Below are 19,398 nucleotides of genomic sequence, written 5' to 3' on the forward strand. Positions count from 1 at the left end.
TCTTTTTTTTGTATTTTTCTGCGGTATTTAATAAACTTCATTTTAAAATGGCAGCAACCTTTTTTGCAACACAAGCCGAATTTAGAGCATGGTTAGAAAAGCACCATAAAAAGGAAACGGAACTACTCGTAGGTTTCTACAAAGTGAGTAGCGATAAACTATCCATGACTTGGTCGCAATCCGTGGATCAGGCGCTATGTTTTGGCTGGATTGACGGTGTGCGAAAATCGATTGATGCTGAAAGTTATAGCATACGTTTTACGCCTCGAAGAAGCAGCAGTATTTGGAGCGCCATCAACATTCAGAAAATGGAGGAACTCAGTAAAGCCGGGCTACTGACTCAAGAAGGACAAAAAGCATTTGATTTACGCACAGAAAATAAATCCCGAATTTATTCTCACGAAAAAGAACCTGCTATTCTTGATTCAAATTATGAAAGTCAATTTAGACTGAACCCAGTAGCATGGGACTTTTTTAATGCACAAGCACCTTCTTCCAAAAAGGTAATGATACATTGGATAATGACTGCAAAACAGGAAAAAACCAAAATATTACGACTTGAAAAAACAATACAAATCAGTGAACAACAAAAACGAATGCTATAAAAGTGAAATACTTACTAATTAAATAACCAAAATGTTTCAATTCAATCGCAACTATTTTATCCTTACAATTTTACTTCTTCTCATAGAAACTGCTATCGCTTTGTATCTTCATGATAACTTTATAAGACCATATTTTGGAGATTTTTTAGTGGTCATTCTACTCTATTGTTTTGTAAAATCCTTTGTAAACGTATCCGTTTGGGTTGCTGCTAGTCTTGTGTTGCTCTTTTCATTTGCTATCGAAATCGCACAGTATTTTAATGCGGTTGAAAAACTAGGTCTACAACATTACAAAATCGCTACAGTTGTTCTTGGAAATTCATTTGCTTGGATGGATTTACTTGCCTATATCCTTGGAATTTTGACTGTAATTAGCATTGAAAAAATTTACTTTAGAACAAGAGAATAAAATACAGTAACAACTTCGAGCCATCACTAAAATAAGTTATTTCATACAGTATAATTCTTGTTAAAAAAGCTTATGTTTGTAGGAACACTATACAAAACTTGAAATTATGATTCAAAAACTGTTCTCTCCGTCTTCTTGGTCTGCAAATGCAACAGATTGGGCTTCGCTTATTTTACGATTAACACTTGGTTTATTGATGCTAAGTCATGGTATTCCAAAACTAATGAAGTTATTGAATGGCACAATGGAATTTGGTGACCCAATAGGCATTGGTGTTCCGACCTCATTGACTTTAACAGTTTTTGCCGAGGTCTTATGCTCCCTATTAATAGTAATAGGATTATGGACCAGACTAGCATTGATTCCGCTTATTATTACCATGGCGGTTGCTGTGTTTATTGTTCATATCAATGATGATCTGGGAACTATGGAATCTGCATTAATGTATTTACTGTGCTATTTTGCGCTGTTTTTATTGGGAAGCGGTACCTTTTCAATGGATGCAGTTAAAAAAAGAAAAGCAATTTAAAAAATAATTTTATATCTGTTTAATCGTATATATTTACTTGAAAATTGCTAAAATCCTATTCTTATAATCTTTATAAAATGAACAGCCATTTCATCGGATTTTAGTAAAACCTTAAAAAAATATAATGGAAACAATTATGATAAAGAAAATTTTAATTACAATGCTTTTCAGTTTATTATTTGCTACTGGATATTCCCAAAAAATGAACGTTGCAAAACTGGATAGCTTATTTCAAATTCTTGAAGCAAAAGATAAGTTTATGGGAAGCATAGCTGTTTCACAAAATGGAACGATTATTTACTCTAAATCAATAGGAAAAGAAGATGTTGAAACGAATAAAAAAGCTACCAATTTATCCAAATATCGCATTGGCTCCATTTCAAAAATGTTCACATCAATATTAATATTCAAAGCGATTGAAGAGAAAAAATTATCACTAAATCAAACGATAGCTATCTACTTCCCTACAATCGAAAATGCAACCAAAATAACGATTGGAAATCTTTTAAATCACAGAAGCGGCATTCATAATTTTACCAATGATCCTGAATACTTTAAGTACAATACCGAACCGAAATCCGAAGAGCAAATGATTCAAATCATTACTAAAGGGAAAAGTGATTTTGAACCAAACAGCAAAGCAAATTACAGCAATTCAAATTATGTTTTATTGAGTTATATTCTTCAAAAAACATACAAAAAAAAATTTGCGGACATTCTCAAAGATAAAATTACAAAGCCATTAGGATTAAAAAACACTTACGCAGGAGATAAAATAAGCGTTCAAAACAACGAATCTAATTCTTATAGGTTTTCAGAAAAATGGATTAAAGAAACTGAAACGGATATGTCAATCCCAATGGGCGCTGGCTCAATTGTTTCTAATCCGACTGATTTGACCATTTTTATTGAAAATTTATTCGCAAACAAAATAATCAACGACAGTAGTTTAAAACAAATGGTCACTTTACAAGACAACTATGGGATGGGGATTTTCCAAATTCCGTTTTATGATAAAAAAGGATTTGGTCATACTGGAGGAATTGATGAATTTAGATCCGTATTGTATTATTTCCCAGAGGACAAAATAGCCGTTGCATTAACTTCAAACGGAAAAACATACGACAATAATGACATAATTATTGCCGCTTTAAGCAGTTACTTCAACAAGCCGTTCGTAATTCCTACTTTTAAAAATATCGAATTCAAAACCGAAGACTTGGATCCTTATTTAGGAGAATATTCAGATGCTGGGTTTCCTATGAAGATTACGATTACAAAAGATAATTTAAAACTTTTTGCACAAGCAACAGGACAATCAGCTTTTCCGCTTGAAGCTACTGAAAAAGATAAATTTGAATTTTTAGCCGCTGGAATAAAACTAGAATTTAAGCCCAATGAAAAACAAATGATTTTAAAGCAAGGTGGTGGAGCATTCAAATTGACAAAAAAATAAGAAATTAAAAATGGAAAATTTAAGACCTAACGGACAAAGAGCAAAAATTGCTATTATGCTAATATGGATTGTGCTTACCGTCGAAATAATTTCACTCCTTTCTGATTATTTACAATATGACTTATTGCAAACAGTGGCAAATGGCGGACAAATCACAACTGAATCAGCCACAGATAATGATTTGAGACAAAAAATTATAGCCATGATTTATTTGGCCGTATATGTAATTTCTGGAATTACTTTTATACAATGGTTTAGGAGGGCTTATTACAATCTTCATTTAAAGGCAGAAACTTTATCCTTCACCGAAGGATGGGCTGCCGGTTGCTGGTTTGTACCAATTATATCGCTTTATAGACCCAACCAAATCATGAAAGAGCTGTATCAAGAAACACAACGTTTACTTTCAAAGAATGATGAAAATTATCAACCAAATCTAACTACCAATTCCATTGGATGGTGGTGGGCGTTATGGATTATTTCTTCATTTTTAGGGCAATTCGTTTTCAGATACTCCTTGAAAGCTGAGACAATTGATGAGTTAACTACAAGTACAATTGCAAGTATTATTGCTTCAATAATTGGTATTCCTTTGGCTATAATTACTGTAAAAGTCATTAAAGATTATTCTGAAATTGAACCTTTACTTTATGAATTGAAGGATGAGGAAGATGAATTAAAAATCACACCTGATACTGACTTACAGCCTATAGAAAATTATTATTTCAAATAAAAAAGCCCAAACTACAACATTAATAATGATTACCGAAAACCTAATTGAGACTAAAGAGCTTGTGTTTGACAAATGTGGTTTTGACCTCCGAAATCTTGAAATAGAAAAAGAAAGCACTGAATATAGCGCCTGTAAATTTGACCTTAACACCGTTAAAATACTCTTTCGTGTGGCGAAAATTACCCCTACTAAAATTGGGCAATTTGTGACTTTTTGGAAAAGAAGTGAAAAAGGACCAATCGCGCCTTATACAGCATCAGATGAGATTGATTTTTTTATTATCAATACAAAAAGTGACAATCAATTTGGTCAATTTATATTTCCAAAATCCGTGCTTAGTCAACAAGGGATTATCAGTACCAACTTAAAAGAAGGAAAAAGAGGAATACGAGTGTATCCGCCTTGGGATTTGACAATTAGCAAACAAGCACAAAAAACACAAAAATGGCAACTGGAATATTTTTTAGAAATTCCTTTGAATAAATCCGTAAATTTAGATAGAGCAAAACAGCTTTATGGTATAATAGAGTAATAATCTTTAAAAATAACAAAATGGAAGTAGAAAAAATAATTAAAGAAAAACTGGGAACTATAGTTGATGTACGATCTTATGATGAGTTCATTGGCGGTCACGTTGCTGGCTCCATAAATATTCCTTTGAATGAGATTCCTCATAGAATGCAAGAAATGCAGGAACTTAAAGCTCCATTAATTCTTTGTTGCGCATCGGGAAATAGAAGTGGACAGGCACAAATATTTCTAACGGCACACGGAATTGAATGCTATAACGGCGGTTCTTGGCTGGATGTGAATTACCATCAATCTCAAACATCTTAAAAAAAAATCTAACAGCGATTCAAAAAAAAGAAGTTTAATTTCTTTAAAAATAATACATTTCGTATTTACAATTAGTTAATTAACAGTTTATTACATTTTAATATGTTTAATTTTACCTTACTTAAAAATGAAGTAATGAGTTTGTTTGAGAGAATATCACGTTTAGTATTCCTCATAAAAAATTAATCTTAAAAACTACTGTTATGAGAACTGAAATGGGCAAAAACGAAAATAGTAAAGGAGCTGTACAAGCAAATGCAGCGCATGGATTGAGAGATTTATTTGAAGTTGGATTGAAAGATATTTATTGGGCAGAGAAAGTGTTAACTAAAACATTGCCAAAAATGATGAAAAACGCATCATCACCAGAATTAGTTAACTCTTTAAAAAACCAATTGAATGAGACGCAAGAACACGTTTCACGTTTGGAAAAAATATTTGAAGCAACTGGTGTTGAAGCTACTGCCAAAAAATGCGAAGCAATGGGAGGCATATTAAAAGAAACCAACAGCTTGATAAGACAAACTGATATTGGTGTAGTTCGAGATGCCGGAATTATTGCAGCAGATCAAAAGGTAAAACATTATGAAATTGCAACTTATGGGACTCTGCATGCTTTTGCTAAAACTTTAGGAGAAGACAAAGCAGCAAATCTATTAGCAATGAGTCTTGATGAGGAGAAAAAAACAGATGCTGTATTAACCGGAATCGCTTTAGCTGCAATCAATAATCAAGCGCACAGAGCTAATGCAATTACGAATACTTAACTACAATTGTAATTGGAGAATTTACAATTATTCTGTATTTCTCCATTCACAAAAAAGCCCGCATTTAGTGGGCTTTTTTGTGAATTATGCAAACTTATGTTTGTAATTTTATTTAACTTAAATTCTAACGGAATCTTACATTAAATAGTCCTAAAAACTTTTGCGGTAACCCTAAATAAAAATTACATTTGCAGCAGTTTAACTTTTACACACAAAATGAAGCCTAACACACAACAATTAAACGACTTAACAATCCAAGTCAGAAGAGATATTCTTCGAATGGTACACGCTGTCAATTCAGGTCACCCAGGTGGTTCTCTAGGTTGTACTGAATTTCTGGTAACCTTATACCAAAACATAATGGAACGCAAAGAAGGTTTTGATATGGACGGTATTGGAGAAGATCTTTTCTTCCTTTCAAACGGACATATTTCTCCTGTTTTTTACAGCGTTCTAGCGAGAAGTGGTTATTTCCCAGTATCGGAATTAGCAACTTTCCGTTTGATCAATTCAAGATTACAAGGTCACCCAACTACTCATGATGGTTTACCTGGAGTAAGAATTGCGTCAGGTTCTCTTGGACAAGGATTATCAGTAGGTATTGGTGCAGCTCAAGCTAAAAAATTAAATGGTGACAACCATATTATTTACACGCTTCACGGAGATGGTGAGTTACAAGAAGGTCAAAACTGGGAAGCAATTATGTATGCTTCTGCAAAAAAAGTAGACAATCTTATCGCTACAATCGATTTAAACGGAAAACAAATTGACGGAACAACTGACGAAGTTTTGGCAATGGGAAGTATCCGTGCTAAATTTGAAGCTTTTGATTGGGATGTTTTAGAAATTGAAAAAGGAAATGACATTGAAGCTATTATTGCTGGGATGAATGATGCAAAATCAAGAACTGGAAAAGGAAAACCAGTTTGTGTGTTGCTACATACTGAAATGGGTAATGGTGTAGATTTTATGATGTACAGTCATGCTTGGCATGGTAAAGCGCCAAATGATACGCAACTTGAAATTGCTTTAGGTCAAAACTATACTGAAGCTGAAAGCGACTACTAGAAAGTAATCAGAATTCAGTAATTCGTGTTTAATAGCATACTGTTAAAATCTAAATTAGAAGATGAAAAAAAGTATTTTAATAGTAGTAATCCTTTTTTGTCAAAATGTATTTTGTCAATCATTTACATTCGATAGATTTATTGAATACCAAGACAATTCAGGTAAAACCTCAATTTTTATGATAAATTCTAAAAATGAGAGCTATTATTTTTTTGGGGGAGGTTTTACCAACGAAATTACGGGTAGTGTTTTTGATTTGAAGGACAAAGTAAGACATAGCTATTCAGTAGCAAATATAAAAAACGCAGTAAAATTTGAATATTTAAATTCTTCTATTGAAACAGAAAATAAGGTTCCTTGTTACGACAAATACAATGTGATTGAAGTAACAAAAACACCAATAGATAGTTTAACCACTAATTTTACCGTTTTAAAATTCAAGAATAGCAAAAAGAGAAAAATAATTCAAAGTTCGAATATAAAAGCTATCAAATCTGTAATTCCAGTGTTTTCACTGATAATGAAACCTTTTTTTGGTCATTTTATTTATTGTCAGAAAATAGATTTACCTGAAAATTATTTGCCTACTATTGTTGAAATCGATTATTTCAACAAGATTAAGACCAAAAACGAATTGATTCAAAATAAAGAAGTTAATGTTCTTTTATCTTTAAATAAGAAAGATATTAAATTAAGAAATTAAGAAAATGAAAAAATATACAAATACAGGAAGTAAAGATACTCGTTCGGGTTTTGGAGCGGGAATGACTGAATTAGGTCAAAAGAATGAAAATGTGGTTGCACTTTGTGCGGATTTAATTGGTTCTTTAAAATTTGACGATTTCAAGAAAAATCACCCGGAGCGTTTTTTCCAAATTGGAATTGCTGAAGCAAACATGATTGGAATTGCAGCTGGTTTAACAGTTGGTGGTAAAATTCCTTTTACAGGAACTTTCGCTAACTTTTCTACAGGAAGAGTGTATGACCAAATTCGTCAATCAGTTGCTTATTCTGAGAAAAACGTAAAAATTTGTGCTTCACACGCTGGATTAACATTAGGTGAAGATGGTGCAACACACCAAATATTGGAAGATATTGGATTAATGAAAATGCTACCAGGAATGACTGTAATCAATACTTGTGATTACAATCAAACTAAAGCGGCTACTCTAGCATTAGCAGATCACCATGGTCCTGCTTACTTGCGTTTTGGTCGTCCGGTTGTTCCTAATTTCATGCCAGCTGATGAGCCTTTCGTAATAGGAAAAGCGATTGTTTTAAGCGAAGGTTCTGATGTAACAATTATTGCTACTGGACATTTAGTTTGGGAAGCACTTATTGCTGCTGAAGCATTAGAAGCTAAAGGTATTTCTGCTGAAGTAATCAATATTCACACTATCAAACCATTGGATGAAGAAGCGATTTTGAAATCATTGGCAAAAACAAAATGTATCGTTACTGCTGAAGAGCATAATATTCTTGGTGGTCTTGGCGAAAGCGTTTCCAGAGTATTAGCATTAAACAGTCCAGCTCCACAAGAGTTTGTAGCAGTTAATGACAGTTTTGGAGAATCCGGAACACCAGAACAATTAATGGAAAAATACAAATTGAACAATCAAGCGATTGTTGAAGCTGTAGAAAGAGTAATGAAAAGAAAATAATCTTTTCCTTTTACACCAAAAAAAATCCAGTTCAATTGAACTGGATTTTTTTTGAATCATATTTTTTAATTACACTTTACTAAATGTCTTTTTACTCTTGCCGGATCAGTAGTATTTCCATCACAACTCGGTATATCAGCAAAAGGAATTAAAACTCCATTAGCACCTGTAATTTCTGTTTTTGTACTAACACCATCTGCATCATCATCAGTGTCTAAAAAGTTAGGTATACCATCTCCATCTGTATCATCAGGATTAACAACACCTGTTGCCAAAACTCGCATGTAATTATCACCGTTGATATCTTCTTGAAAATTCATAATTCCATCTCCATCAGAATCAAGTCGGCTTATTGCGAATAATTTAAAACTAAAAACTAAAGGTGCATAAGCTGGAATACTGGCGCTTCCTGAGTTATAATAACCTAACCCTGAAGGAAGAAACATCACTCCTGCTCCAAAATCATTATGAGTTACCGTTCCATCTGCATTTGATTTAGGCGTTCCTCCAGTTTTAAACTCCGGAAAAGTTTCACCCCATCCTGTTATAGTACTAAATAAACTTAAGAATTGTTGTGGATTCCTAACTTCCTCAAATTGAGTTGCTGTAAAAGTTTCTACTTCAGCAACTTTTTGACGAGATAAATAATCACCTTTATATGCTGACAAAACCCCATCTACATTTGACGGTCTCACTCCTACTCCCTCTCTTAACACTAAATAATACAACTTATATGTTATATCATGAAGTTTCACCTCTTTGATCAAAAGTTTAGGAAAAGTGGTGCTATTCAAATACGAATAAATAGACGGTGCAGTTCCACCTGTTGGAATTTTTGTAAAAGTAACATCTTGATCATCTGCAAAACCAGGATGATTAAGAACAGTTATAGAATAGGTTTTTAAATATTCTTCAATATCAGTTAAATCAGTAGCTAATTGTTCTGCATAATCTCTAGGTGGTTCAATTTCAGCAGCATCATCCTTTGAACATGAAAATAAAGAGACTGTTGTAATTAATAGAATAAAATAATACTTAAATTTGTTCATTATAGCTAAATTTTTAAGTGCGCAAGATACAATATTGATTGATTTTTGTAAACTATTTAACTCCGATTTTAGAAAATTTATGAGAATAGATAAATATTTATGGTGCATGCGGTATTACAAAACCAGAAATATGGTTACTGAAGCCTGTAAAAAGAATCATGTGACTGTAAATGGTCTTGTTGCCAAGCCATCAAAAGAGGTTTTTCCTACTGACAAAATTACGTTCCGGAAAGACCAAATTACCCAAATTATCACCGTTCTGGATGTACCGGAGAACCGTGTTGGAGCTAAATTAGTCGATATCTATAGACGAAATGATACTCCGGCAGAAGCCTATCAACATTTAGAACTACTGAAATTATCCAAAGAACATTACCGTAAAAATGGCACAGGAAGGCCTACCAAAAAAGATAGAAGAGATATCGATGAATTTGGGAATGAAATAATCACCGATGAAGATGATGAGTAAAGCTACCGTTTTACTTTTTTAAGTTACCAAAATGATTCTTTCAATTTTAAACAGTAAACCGTTAAATAACAAACTAAAATAATGAGCAAAAATATCATCTTAACAAATCAAGAAATCGAGCATAAAATAAAAAGAATTGCTTACCAAATCTATGAAACATTTGTAGATGAAGAAGAAATTGTAATTGCAGGAATTGCTACTAACGGTTTTACATTTGCAAAAAAAATAGCTGTAACCTTAGAAACCATTTCTCCTCTTAAAGTTTCACTTTGTGAAGTACTGATTAATAAGCAAAATCCCGAATTACCAATCCATACCTCCTTATCAAAAGAACAGTATGCAAATAAAGGATTAGTTCTTGTTGATGATGTACTAAATTCAGGTACCACATTAATCTATGCAGTAAGGCATTTTATAGACGTTCCTTTGAAAAAGTTTAAAACTGCAGTACTTGTGGACCGAAATCACAAAAAATACCCTGTAAAAGCTGATTTTAAAGGCATCTCACTTTCAACATCTTTATTAGAACACGTTCAAGTGGTTTTTGATGAAAACGATGATAATTATGCTTATCTAAGCTAAAATAGCAACGATATCAAGTACAGTCTGATCGATTGACTTATCATCAACAATCACCTTATATTGTGCTTGATTGTAATAAAAACTTCTGTCGAAGAGATGTTTTGCAATAAACTCTTTCATCTCTTCGTCACTTTTATCGGCAATAAGAGGGCGCTTACTTTTATTATGACTCAATCTGTTGAACAAAGTATCTATTGAAGCTTTGAGATAAACAGATACTACATTATCGCCTTTTAACAACTCATGATTATTTGCATAACAAGGAGTACCTCCGCCCAAACCTATAATTAATTGCTCCGGCGAATTCAATAATTCGATAAAAACTTCGTGTTCTAACTTTCTAAAATAAATTTCTCCGTACTTTTCAAAAATAGCATTTATGGACAAATTTACTTTCTCTTCAATCTTTTTATCTAAATCTACAAAAGGAATTTCGATAAGTTTTGACAATTTATTTGCAATTGTGGACTTACCACAGCCCATATAACCTAATAATATAATTTTTTTCATCTGAATAAAACCTTACAAATTAAGGTGTTGAGTAATTTTGTTAAAAAAAGACAAATTTATAATAAAATTGCTTGCAAAACTCCAAATAAAGTCCTTATATTTGCACCCGCATTCAAGGAAAGAATATGACTCGATAGCTCAGTTGGTAGAGCACATCACTTTTAATGATGGGGTCCTGGGTTCGAGCCCCAGTCGGGTCACAATTTTAGTGATCAACACATAATTTTCTTGAAAGCATTGACTCGATAGCTCAGTTGGTAGAGCACATCACTTTTAATGATGGGGTCCTGGGTTCGAGCCCCAGTCGGGTCACAAAAGGTCGAGTAATTTATTACTTGACCTTTTCTTTTTATAGGCCACGTGGAGAAACGGTAGACTTGCCAGCTTGAGGGGCTGGTGCTCGCAAGGGCGTGTGGGTTCAAATCCCACCGTGGTCACTTTAAAAGTCAATCGCAAAGGCTTAACAAAGGTTTTAGTCAACATTTAATCAACCAAGTTGAAAGTAAATGACTAGAACCTTTTTTTATTACCTACTTTCAAAATCCTCAGATCACTTAAATATGCTGTTATTTTGAAACATAACGATATGAAATCTTTTATAAACAAAAGATTCTGCTCTAATAAAAATACTTATTTTACTTTTTTATCACTCTAAGTTTAAAAATTTAAATAGTTGATAAAAATAAATTATCAAATTAAAACAACAAAACGAAAGATCTAAAAAATAAAACCATATCGTATTCAGTTTTATCTTTTAAAAATTTAATTCTATCATTTCGAAATACAAATTTTAATAAATAATAGCCTTCAAAGAAATTTTTTAATACCTTCTACTTCCTTCTCAAATTTATTTATCTGAGTAATAATATAATGATCATAAACCAATAATTTAGTGTGTTTTTAAAAACATAGCTTTGTAGTAAATACGAAGTCAGTCTCACAAAAAAACTACACTTACAATGATGTAATCTTCTAAATAATTACAACTTTAAACAAAAAAAAAACCAGTTTCAATGAAACTGGCTCTCCTACTACTTTAATCTTATTTCCACCCTCCTCCTAAATCACGGTATACGTGAACTACGGCATTAAGCTGGGCTTTTTTGGTTTCGATTAATTCGAGTTTTGATTCTAAGGCGTCGCGCTGTGTCATCAACACCTCAAAATAATCTACTCTGGCTGACTTGAACAAATCGCCTGCTACATCAATAGATCGGTTCAACGCAGCTACTTGTTGCGATTTTAAATCATAGCTTTTTTCTAAGTTATTGATTTTAGACAACTGACTATAAACTTCTAAATACGCATTCAAAATGGTACGTTCGTAATTGTACAACGCCTGTATTTGTCTCGCATTAGCAGAACTATACTCGGCTTTAAGCGCATTTCTATTAATCAAAGGAGCTACTACATCTCCCACTAAAGAATACAGCAAAGACTCTGGCATTTTAAACAAATAATTCGATTTAAAAGCGTTAAAACCTACTGCTGCTGTAATATCTAAGGACGGATAAAACTCAGCGCGAGCCGTTTTTACATCCAGTTTAGCAGCTTCTAATTCTAATTCAGCTTGTTTTATATCCGGACGATTGGCAAGCAATTGAGCAGGAATACCAGCTTGAACTATGGCTGGCAACCCAGCATCAAAAACAACACTATCCCGTTTAATTTCCTGCGGATATTGTCCGAGTAAAAAGTTGATTGTATTTTCTGTTTCCTTGATTTTTTGGAGCAATTCAAATTCCATACTTCTTGAGGCCATGACTTCGGCTTGGAATTTCTGCACAGCTAATTCTGTACTTCTAGCAGCTTGTTTTTGAAATTTTACAATTTCTAGCGCATTTGATTGTAAAGCAATGGTTTGTTTTACAATTGCCAATTGGTTGTCTAAAGCCACTAATTCATAATAGGAATCAGCAACTTCAGCAATTAGACTGGTGATTACAAAATTCTTCCCTTCAACCGTAGCCAAATAGCGACTTACCGCAGCTTTTTTTGAATTGCGTAATTTTTTCCAGATGTCTACTTCCCAGTGTGCATAGGCTGCTATTTTTAAATCGCCTAGTGGATCTGGCATTTCCTTTCCGGGACTAATTTCGGTAGAAGCATCACCGGCACCTTGACTGGTGTAACGACCTACTTTCTCGATTCCAGCACTAGCTCCTACACCTACTTGTGGCAACAAGGCTCCTTTGCGAACGCGAATATCATTTTTGGCAATTTCAATTTCTTGTAATGTGATTAGTAACTCCTGATTGTTTTTCAGGGCAGTATCAATCAAATTGATCAAATTAGGATCTTTGAAATACGTTCGCCATGGCGTAACGGCGATTGTATTAGTGTCTGTACTTTTTTCAAATGATTCGGGAACCACTTTGCTTGCTGCTAATGGAGCCAGCTTAGGCGTACAACTTACCACCGCTAAGCACACGCCTAGCGGGATAAGATATTTATAAAACTTACTTTTAAGCATGATTGTTATCAATTTCTTCAGTTAATGGATTTTCTTTTTCGTTTTTTACTAATTTGTATTTTTCGGCAATTCGACCAAAAACATAGTACAGTCCCGGGATAATAAAGACTCCACAAATTGTTCCCAATAGCATTCCTCCAGCAGCGGCGGTACCAATGGTTTGGTTACCAATTTTTCCCGGACCGCTCGCAAAAACCAGCGGAAGTAAACCCGCAATAAAGGCAAACGAAGTCATCAAGATAGGACGGAACCTGGCTTTTGCACCTTCCATTGCCGCTTCTAGCACTGTTTTACCAGCTGCGTGCCTTTGAATAGCAAATTCGACAATCAAAACGGCATTTTTACCCAATAAACCAATAAGCATGACCATGGCTACTTGTGCATAAATATTGTTTTCTAAGCCTGTAAATTTCAGCAGTAAGAATGCTCCAAAAATACCCGCGGGTAAAGATAAAATCACCGATAGCGGCAAAATGAAACTTTCATATTGTGCAGCCAAGACCAAATACACAAAGCCCAAACAAATTAGAAAAACCCAAATGGCTTGATTACCCTGAGCAACCTCATCTGCAGAGATACCAGCCCAATCAATTCCAAAACCACGAGGTAATTTTGCTTGTGCCACTTCTTGAATTGCTTTGATGGCGGCGCCACTACTATAACCAGGAGCTGCTGCTCCACTAATTTCAGAGGAGTTATACATGTTGTGTCTAGTAATTTCCGACAATCCGTACACTTTCTCTAGTTTCATGAAAGCAGAGTAAGGAACCATTTCGTCCTTATTGTTTTTGACGTATAATTTTAAAATATCTTCAGGCAAAGCACGGTATTCTGGCGCTGCTTGTACAATTACTTTATAATTGAAACCGTACTTGATAAAACTGATTTCATAGTTACTACCTACTAAGGTCGAAAGGGTATTCATCGCATTCTCAATCGAAACTCCTTTTTGTTGGGCTAAATCATTATCCACCTTCATCATAAATTGTGGAAAACTGGCGCTGTAAAAACTAAAAACAGAAGCTAGCTCAGGTCGTTTGTTCAATTCTTTCACAAAATCAGCATTGACTGTTTCCATTTTTTTGTAATCTCCAGAACCCGCTTTATCTAACAAACGAAGCTCAAAACCCCCTGCAGCACCGTAACCTGGTACCGCTGGTGGTTGAAAAAACTCGATATTAGCTCCGGGAAGATCTTTCGTTTTTTCCTCTAGTTCAAGCATAATTTCTTGTACAGAATGCTTACGCTCGCTCCAGTCTTTCAGGTTAATCAAACAAGTACCCGCATTGGCACCCGTTCCTTCAGTCAGAATTTCGTATCCAGCTAATGCAGATACTGATTGTACGCCGTCAACTGTTTCAGCAATTTTTTGCAACTTTTCAGCAATATTATCTGTTCGCTCTAAGGAAGAACCTGGTGGCGTTTGAATAATCGCATAAAACATCCCCTGATCTTCATTAGGTATAAATCCGGAAGGAACAGTACTGCTCACTAACCAAGTCCCCAAACAAAAACCAAGAAGTGCAATAAAAGTAACTACTCTTCTATTAACAATTCGAGTTAAAACTCGTTGATACTTATCCGCAGTACTATTAAACATGCCATTAAAGCCATCAAGAAAGCGATTGATTGGTGTTTTCTTTTTAGGTTTTCCGTGATTGTTTTTTAACATCATTGCACAAAGTGCCGGTGTCAATGTAAGTGCTACTATTCCAGAAAGTATAATAGCAGTTGCCATCGTAATCGAAAACTGACGGTAAAAAATACCCACTGGTCCGGACATGAAAGCTACTGGGATAAATACCGCTGCCATCAAAAATGTAATGGCGATAATAGCTCCTGCAATCTCGTGCATCGCTTTTTTGGTAGCCTTGAGTGGCGAAAGATGCTCTTCCTCCATTTTGGCATGTACGGCTTCTATGACGACAATCGCATCATCGACGACGACTCCAATGGCTAATACCAATGCAAAAAGTGTGATTAAATTTAAGGTTATGCCAAACAACTGCATAAACATAAATGTTCCAATAAGGGAAACGGGTACAGCGATGGCCGGAATGACCGTAGATCGCCAATCACCTAGAAAAAGAAACACTACCAATCCCACTAGAATGAAGGCTTCGACCAAAGTATGAATTACTTTTTCTATCGAGGCATCTAAAAATTTAGACACGTCATAACTAATTTCGTAGTCCATTCCTCTAGGAAAAGAATTTTTCTTTATTTCAGCTAATTTCAATTTAACATCTTTAATTACTTGACTGGCGTTACTTCCGTACGACTGTTTTAATACTATTGCCGCAGAAGGTCGACCATTTAAATTAGAATAAATATCATACATTGAACTTCCAAATTCTACATTGGCAACATCTTTTAATCGTAAAATTTCTCCATCAGGATTAGATCTTAAAATCACATTACCATATTGTTCCTTGGTGGTAAATCGTCCCGAATATTTTAACACATATTCAAAAGCCTGCGATCTTTTTCCAGAGCTTTCTCCAGTTTTTCCCGGAGATGCTTCTAAACTTTGACTCGCTAAAGCTTCCATAATTTCATCGGTAGAAATTTTGTAAGCCAGCATGCGGTCTGGTTTTAACCAAATACGCATTGCGTATTCTCTATTTCCCAATACATCGGCAAAACCTACTCCATTTACCCTTTTCAATTCCGATAAAATATTGATCTCGGCAAAGTTGTATAGAAATTTTTGATCTGTATTTTTATCTGTGCTATACAAATTCACATACATTAACATACTGGTCTCCTCTCGTGTAATCTTTACACCTTCTCGAACAACTAGTGGAGGCAATTTATTAACCACAGAAGCCACTCTATTTTGTACATTAATGGCTGCCTGATTAGGATCTGTACCTAAGTTAAATACAACTTGAATACTTGCTTCTCCATCATTACCGGCATCAGAAGTCATATATTTCATTCCCGGCACGCCATTCAAAGCTTTTTCTAGCGGAATGATTACTGACTTGATCATTAATTCGCCATTAGAACCCGGAAAAGCTGCCGTAACATTTACCCTTGGTGGCGAAATAGAGGGAAACTGAGTTACTGGCAAATTAGTGAGAGCCAGCACTCCTAAAAAAACGATCACTAACGATATCACTATCGAAAGAACCGGTCTTTGAATAAATTTATTAAACATTTTTAATATATTTTGGTGATTAAACTTCGTTGAAAATTGTGCTTATCCGTTCTGAAATTTCGGTTTATGTCAGTGTAATGCGATTGACAAACTTTACTTTTATTGGAAACGAATCCTTTGACCTTATTCAGCTTTCAAGCGCAAATGGGTAATAACCGCTTTTGGTGCAACATAATTGAACTTGATCTTTTCGTCGTCCTTTACCTTTTGGACACCTTCCAACAAAATTTTATCATTTTCAGTAATTCCACTTGCAATTACAAACAAATCGGGAATTTCGCCAGTAACTGTAATTTCTTTAGATTCTAAAACATTATTTTTATTGACCACAAAAACATATTTTTTGTCTTGAATTTCATAAGTCGCTTTTTGCGGAATCACAATAGCATTTTTGAGAGGAACAAGCATTTGCACAGAACCAGTTTCGCCGTGTTTTAATAATTTACTCGCATTAGGGAAGCGGGCACGAAAAGCAATATTCCCTGTTTCATTATTAAATTCACTTTCGATAACTTCAACATTTCCTTTAGATTGGTACAACTCGTTGTTGGCTAAAAGCAAGCTGACATTAGTATTTGCTCGATCTTTCACATTCATTTGATAATCTAAATATTCCGGTTCCGAAACATTAAAGTAGGCAAACATTTGGCTGTTATCTGACAGGCTTGTTAACAATTCTCCTTCTTCAATCAAACTTCCTAATTTTTTTGGAATTCGATCAATTGTTCCGTCAAATGGAGCTCGGATTTCAGTAAATGACAAATGAAGTTGTGCTAATGCTACTTCGGCTCTGGCTTGCTCTAATTTGGCTTGTGCCAAAGCTTGTTCGTTTTTAGAAACGATATTTTTATCTGCTAACATTTTAGCGTTTTGGAGTTCTATTTCGGCACCTTTTGCTTCTGCCTTAGCCTTAAGCAACTCAGCTTGGTACATACCCGGCATAATTTTAAACAAAAGCTGACCTTTTTTAACAAACTGACCTTCGTCTACATAGATATTTTGCAGAAAGCCTTTCTCCTGCGCACGAATTTCAATGTTTCGCACAGAACGAATTTGAGAAACATATTGCTTGATAAATGAAGTATCAATTTTGATAGGATTAGTAACTGTAAAATTAGCAGCTTCTTCCTTTTCTTCTTTTTTAGAAGTACAGCTAGTTAGGCATATAAGGGCAATTAAGCCCGTAAATACGAGAAATTTATTCATGATATAAAGTGGTAATTAAGCGATTAAAAACTTGGAATTGAGTATTCCTAGCAAAAAAAATAAATGCATCCCAAAAATTTGACATAGCAAACATTACTGAATGAAATGTACATTCAGTTTAATGATCACAGTGATGTAAGGGAAACAGAAATTAATTTAAATCAAATTCTTAATACCTGCTGAACGATGTAAATAGGATAGGATTGAACACAAACTGGAGTACGAAATTTAGTTTGTGAATTGTAGCTGTTTATGAGTGATTGAGAGCAAAAATGACTGAGCCAAAATTGTTTTAAAAAATCTTTTACGCAAGAAATTGAAGCACTTGCACTTTTAAAATTTTCATTATTGGAAAAATATTCTTCTAAATCAAATTCAGCTGTAGTTATTAAAATTGTATTGGGAACGCTCTGAACATATTTTAGTTGATCTATATTAGAGACCCCAGATTGAAGGGTACTAGAAGCATCATTGTTATGCGAAGCCGCATAAACAACATTTCCTCCACTTAGCAGATGGAAAAACAGATACAGAAAAAAAGCAGTTATCTTCATTTGTCGGCAAAAGTAAACAAAGTAGCGAGAGAAAAAAATAATTTAAAATATGTTTAACACGTAAAAGTAAACGCAATCGATTTCATGCTATTAGAGAAAAAAAATAAATATCTTTATACTCTTCATACCATCGATTTAAAAGCGCTCTCTAGTATTTTTAAATAGCTTACATATCATATTTAGGTTGAGATAAATAAAATGAGATTCACTTTTCAAGGTTATAAAAAATTTGACTTTAACAAATAAAGTTAAGTCATGAATGTTTTGAAATAGCTACCAATTTACAAATTATAAATTTTAAGAATATTTGTCTAACGTATTTGATAAAAGTAAAACTACCAAAATTACAGTTGAAACAGATACGGCCGAGAAGATAAAAGCGCCAATATAAAAAAATCTTTTATCGGCTTTTCCTGCTAATACTTGAAATTTATATCTCTCTTGTACTGCATTTTTCATATAAGATTCTGTTTTAATTCGTAAATAAAAAGAAATTATTTTGAACAAACTTACATGTAATAATAGGCTCGTGCAATACCAACATTTAGTGATATTTACTACCATGATTAAATTCACTTTATCATTATTCCAGTAGCGAAAAGAATTTTACTTGAATACTTTTAAAATGAATCTCTAAAAAATAAATCTTTATTTTAATAAAGCTAAATAATTGACCATAAAAGAAATAAACTCTCTTAATATTTTGAAAATAACGCAGCACCCAAAAACTAAATCATAAAAAAAGCGTCTTGACAAAATATCTAGACGCTTTTTTATTATTTAAAAATATGTTTATTTAATTAACTGCTGCAAAGGCTTCAACTGCTCTAAATCAATATTAGACTGCTGTAGAATGCTCATCATAGTCATAATATTAGTGGGATTCATATCCTTGCCCAAAATTCGAACAACAGCAAAACCGCTTTCCTTTTTATTGGCAAAGAACACAAACTCTTCAATATGCTCATCTGTACCTACGAAGCTCACTGAAGCACCTTCTTTACCTGAACCAAACTTCATAAGCTGTTGGTATTTTTTGTCTTTTAAAATCAAATTAACCTTAGCACGTTCAGTTTCAAATTCTGCTTTATTTTTATCATTCAATTTGAAAGCCAAAACATTCATCTTGTCAAAGGACTTCAAAGCATCACTCTGCGCAATTGATAATTTTGTTTTATCAACATTCAGAATGTTAGGTGACACATCAAGGGCAATAAAGTTCTTGTTTTCGGTATTTTCCACAAAATACTTTTGCAAGGTCGGTTCCGAGTTACAGCTCACGAGAAACAAACTCAATAGCAGCGCTAATCCATAAACTGTTTTCATC

Annotated in this window: 20 protein-coding genes and 3 tRNA genes; 16 read left to right on the forward strand and 7 right to left on the reverse strand. The window is 33.9% G+C overall.

Going from position 1 to position 19,398, the window contains the following annotated elements:
• Window positions 1–47 precede the first annotated feature (47 nt).
• From ACNQF8_RS06730 to ACNQF8_RS06780, 11 genes are all read left to right on the forward strand, one after another.
• Window positions 48–605 carry a YdeI/OmpD-associated family protein gene (locus tag ACNQF8_RS06730; RefSeq protein WP_417952591.1) on the forward strand — a complete coding sequence of 186 codons (558 nt, stop codon included), beginning with the start codon at window positions 48–50 and terminating at the stop codon, window positions 603–605.
• Between the two features lie 31 nt (window positions 606–636).
• Window positions 637–1,014 (forward strand): ribosomal maturation YjgA family protein, encoded by a 378-nt coding sequence (locus ACNQF8_RS06735; protein ID WP_417952592.1) that lies wholly within the window; start codon window positions 637–639, stop codon window positions 1,012–1,014.
• A 106-nt stretch (window positions 1,015–1,120) separates the two neighbouring features.
• On the forward strand, window positions 1,121–1,543 hold the full coding sequence (locus ACNQF8_RS06740) for a DoxX family protein (protein ID WP_417953115.1): 423 nt from the start codon (window positions 1,121–1,123) through the stop codon (window positions 1,541–1,543).
• A gap of 124 nt (window positions 1,544–1,667) precedes the next feature.
• Entirely contained in the window at window positions 1,668–2,999 is a 1,332-nt protein-coding gene (locus ACNQF8_RS06745; protein WP_417953116.1) for a serine hydrolase domain-containing protein, read from the forward strand.
• Between the two features lie 10 nt (window positions 3,000–3,009).
• Window positions 3,010–3,732, forward strand: a complete 723-nt coding sequence (locus ACNQF8_RS06750; protein ID WP_417953117.1) for a DUF4328 domain-containing protein — start codon at window positions 3,010–3,012, stop codon at window positions 3,730–3,732.
• 25 nt (window positions 3,733–3,757) lie between these two features.
• Window positions 3,758–4,264: a MepB family protein gene (locus tag ACNQF8_RS06755; RefSeq protein WP_417952597.1), complete on the forward strand. Its 507-nt coding sequence runs from the start codon at window positions 3,758–3,760 to the stop codon at window positions 4,262–4,264.
• A 20-nt stretch (window positions 4,265–4,284) separates the two neighbouring features.
• Window positions 4,285–4,569, forward strand: coding sequence for a rhodanese-like domain-containing protein (locus ACNQF8_RS06760; protein ID WP_417953119.1), 285 nt, complete (start codon window positions 4,285–4,287; stop codon window positions 4,567–4,569).
• A gap of 203 nt (window positions 4,570–4,772) precedes the next feature.
• Window positions 4,773–5,336: a YciE/YciF ferroxidase family protein gene (locus tag ACNQF8_RS06765; RefSeq protein ID WP_417952599.1), complete on the forward strand. Its 564-nt coding sequence runs from the start codon at window positions 4,773–4,775 to the stop codon at window positions 5,334–5,336.
• A 216-nt stretch (window positions 5,337–5,552) separates the two neighbouring features.
• Window positions 5,553–6,404, forward strand: coding sequence for a transketolase (locus tag ACNQF8_RS06770; RefSeq protein WP_282733502.1), 852 nt, complete (start codon window positions 5,553–5,555; stop codon window positions 6,402–6,404).
• Between the two features lie 178 nt (window positions 6,405–6,582).
• A complete protein-coding gene (locus tag ACNQF8_RS06775) occupies window positions 6,583–7,107 on the forward strand; it encodes a hypothetical protein (protein WP_417952600.1) in 525 nt (174 codons plus the stop codon).
• Window positions 7,108–7,111: 4 nt separating this feature from the next.
• The gene (locus ACNQF8_RS06780) at window positions 7,112–8,065 is read left to right on the forward strand and encodes a transketolase family protein (RefSeq protein ID WP_282733504.1); all 954 of its coding nucleotides are present in this window, start codon (window positions 7,112–7,114) and stop codon (window positions 8,063–8,065) included.
• A gap of 65 nt (window positions 8,066–8,130) precedes the next feature.
• Here the strand turns inward: ACNQF8_RS06780 and ACNQF8_RS06785 are convergent, their stop codons facing one another.
• Window positions 8,131–9,114, reverse strand: a complete 984-nt coding sequence (locus tag ACNQF8_RS06785; RefSeq protein ID WP_417952601.1) for an FKBP-type peptidyl-prolyl cis-trans isomerase — start codon at window positions 9,112–9,114, stop codon at window positions 8,131–8,133.
• A 79-nt stretch (window positions 9,115–9,193) separates the two neighbouring features.
• Here ACNQF8_RS06785 and ACNQF8_RS06790 point away from each other — a divergent pair, with 79 nt between their 5' ends.
• Entirely contained in the window at window positions 9,194–9,583 is a 390-nt protein-coding gene (locus ACNQF8_RS06790; RefSeq protein WP_315211663.1) for an RNA-binding S4 domain-containing protein, read from the forward strand.
• A gap of 81 nt (window positions 9,584–9,664) precedes the next feature.
• Window positions 9,665–10,165 carry a phosphoribosyltransferase family protein gene (locus ACNQF8_RS06795; protein ID WP_417952602.1) on the forward strand — a complete coding sequence of 167 codons (501 nt, stop codon included), beginning with the start codon at window positions 9,665–9,667 and terminating at the stop codon, window positions 10,163–10,165.
• Here the strand turns inward: ACNQF8_RS06795 and ACNQF8_RS06800 are convergent.
• A complete protein-coding gene (locus tag ACNQF8_RS06800) occupies window positions 10,157–10,675 on the reverse strand; it encodes a shikimate kinase (protein WP_417953120.1) in 519 nt (172 codons plus the stop codon). The genes ACNQF8_RS06795 and ACNQF8_RS06800 overlap by 9 nt on opposite strands.
• A gap of 127 nt (window positions 10,676–10,802) precedes the next feature.
• Between ACNQF8_RS06800 and ACNQF8_RS06805 the strand changes: the two genes are divergently transcribed.
• The 3 genes from ACNQF8_RS06805 (at window position 10,803) to ACNQF8_RS06815 (ending at window position 11,112) form a co-directional block, all read left to right on the forward strand.
• Window positions 10,803–10,875, forward strand: a tRNA-Lys gene (locus ACNQF8_RS06805).
• Between the two features lie 39 nt (window positions 10,876–10,914).
• A tRNA-Lys gene (locus ACNQF8_RS06810) sits at window positions 10,915–10,987 on the forward strand.
• 42 nt (window positions 10,988–11,029) lie between these two features.
• Window positions 11,030–11,112: transfer RNA gene (locus tag ACNQF8_RS06815), tRNA-Leu, on the forward strand.
• Between the two features lie 605 nt (window positions 11,113–11,717).
• On the opposite strand, the gene ACNQF8_RS06820 is transcribed toward ACNQF8_RS06815, so the two are convergent.
• The 5 genes from ACNQF8_RS06820 to ACNQF8_RS06840 form a co-directional block, all read right to left on the reverse strand.
• Entirely contained in the window at window positions 11,718–13,148 is a 1,431-nt protein-coding gene (locus tag ACNQF8_RS06820; protein WP_417952604.1) for a TolC family protein, read from the reverse strand.
• Window positions 13,141–16,311: an efflux RND transporter permease subunit gene (locus ACNQF8_RS06825; protein ID WP_417952605.1), complete on the reverse strand. Its 3,171-nt coding sequence runs from the start codon at window positions 16,309–16,311 to the stop codon at window positions 13,141–13,143. The genes ACNQF8_RS06820 and ACNQF8_RS06825 overlap by 8 nt, the downstream gene beginning before the upstream one ends.
• 123 nt (window positions 16,312–16,434) lie before the next feature.
• On the reverse strand, window positions 16,435–17,517 hold the full coding sequence (locus tag ACNQF8_RS06830) for an efflux RND transporter periplasmic adaptor subunit (protein WP_417953121.1): 1,083 nt from the start codon (window positions 17,515–17,517) through the stop codon (window positions 16,435–16,437).
• Window positions 17,518–18,368: 851 nt separating this feature from the next.
• The gene (locus ACNQF8_RS06835) at window positions 18,369–18,530 is read right to left on the reverse strand and encodes a hypothetical protein (protein ID WP_417952607.1); all 162 of its coding nucleotides are present in this window, start codon (window positions 18,528–18,530) and stop codon (window positions 18,369–18,371) included.
• Between the two features lie 333 nt (window positions 18,531–18,863).
• Window positions 18,864–19,397 carry a DUF4252 domain-containing protein gene (locus tag ACNQF8_RS06840; protein ID WP_417953122.1) on the reverse strand — a complete coding sequence of 178 codons (534 nt, stop codon included), beginning with the start codon at window positions 19,395–19,397 and terminating at the stop codon, window positions 18,864–18,866.
• Window position 19,398: the final 1 nt, after the last annotated feature.

This window comes from Flavobacterium labens (genome assembly GCF_048286755.1).
GTDB lineage: Bacteria > Bacteroidota > Bacteroidia > Flavobacteriales > Flavobacteriaceae > Flavobacterium.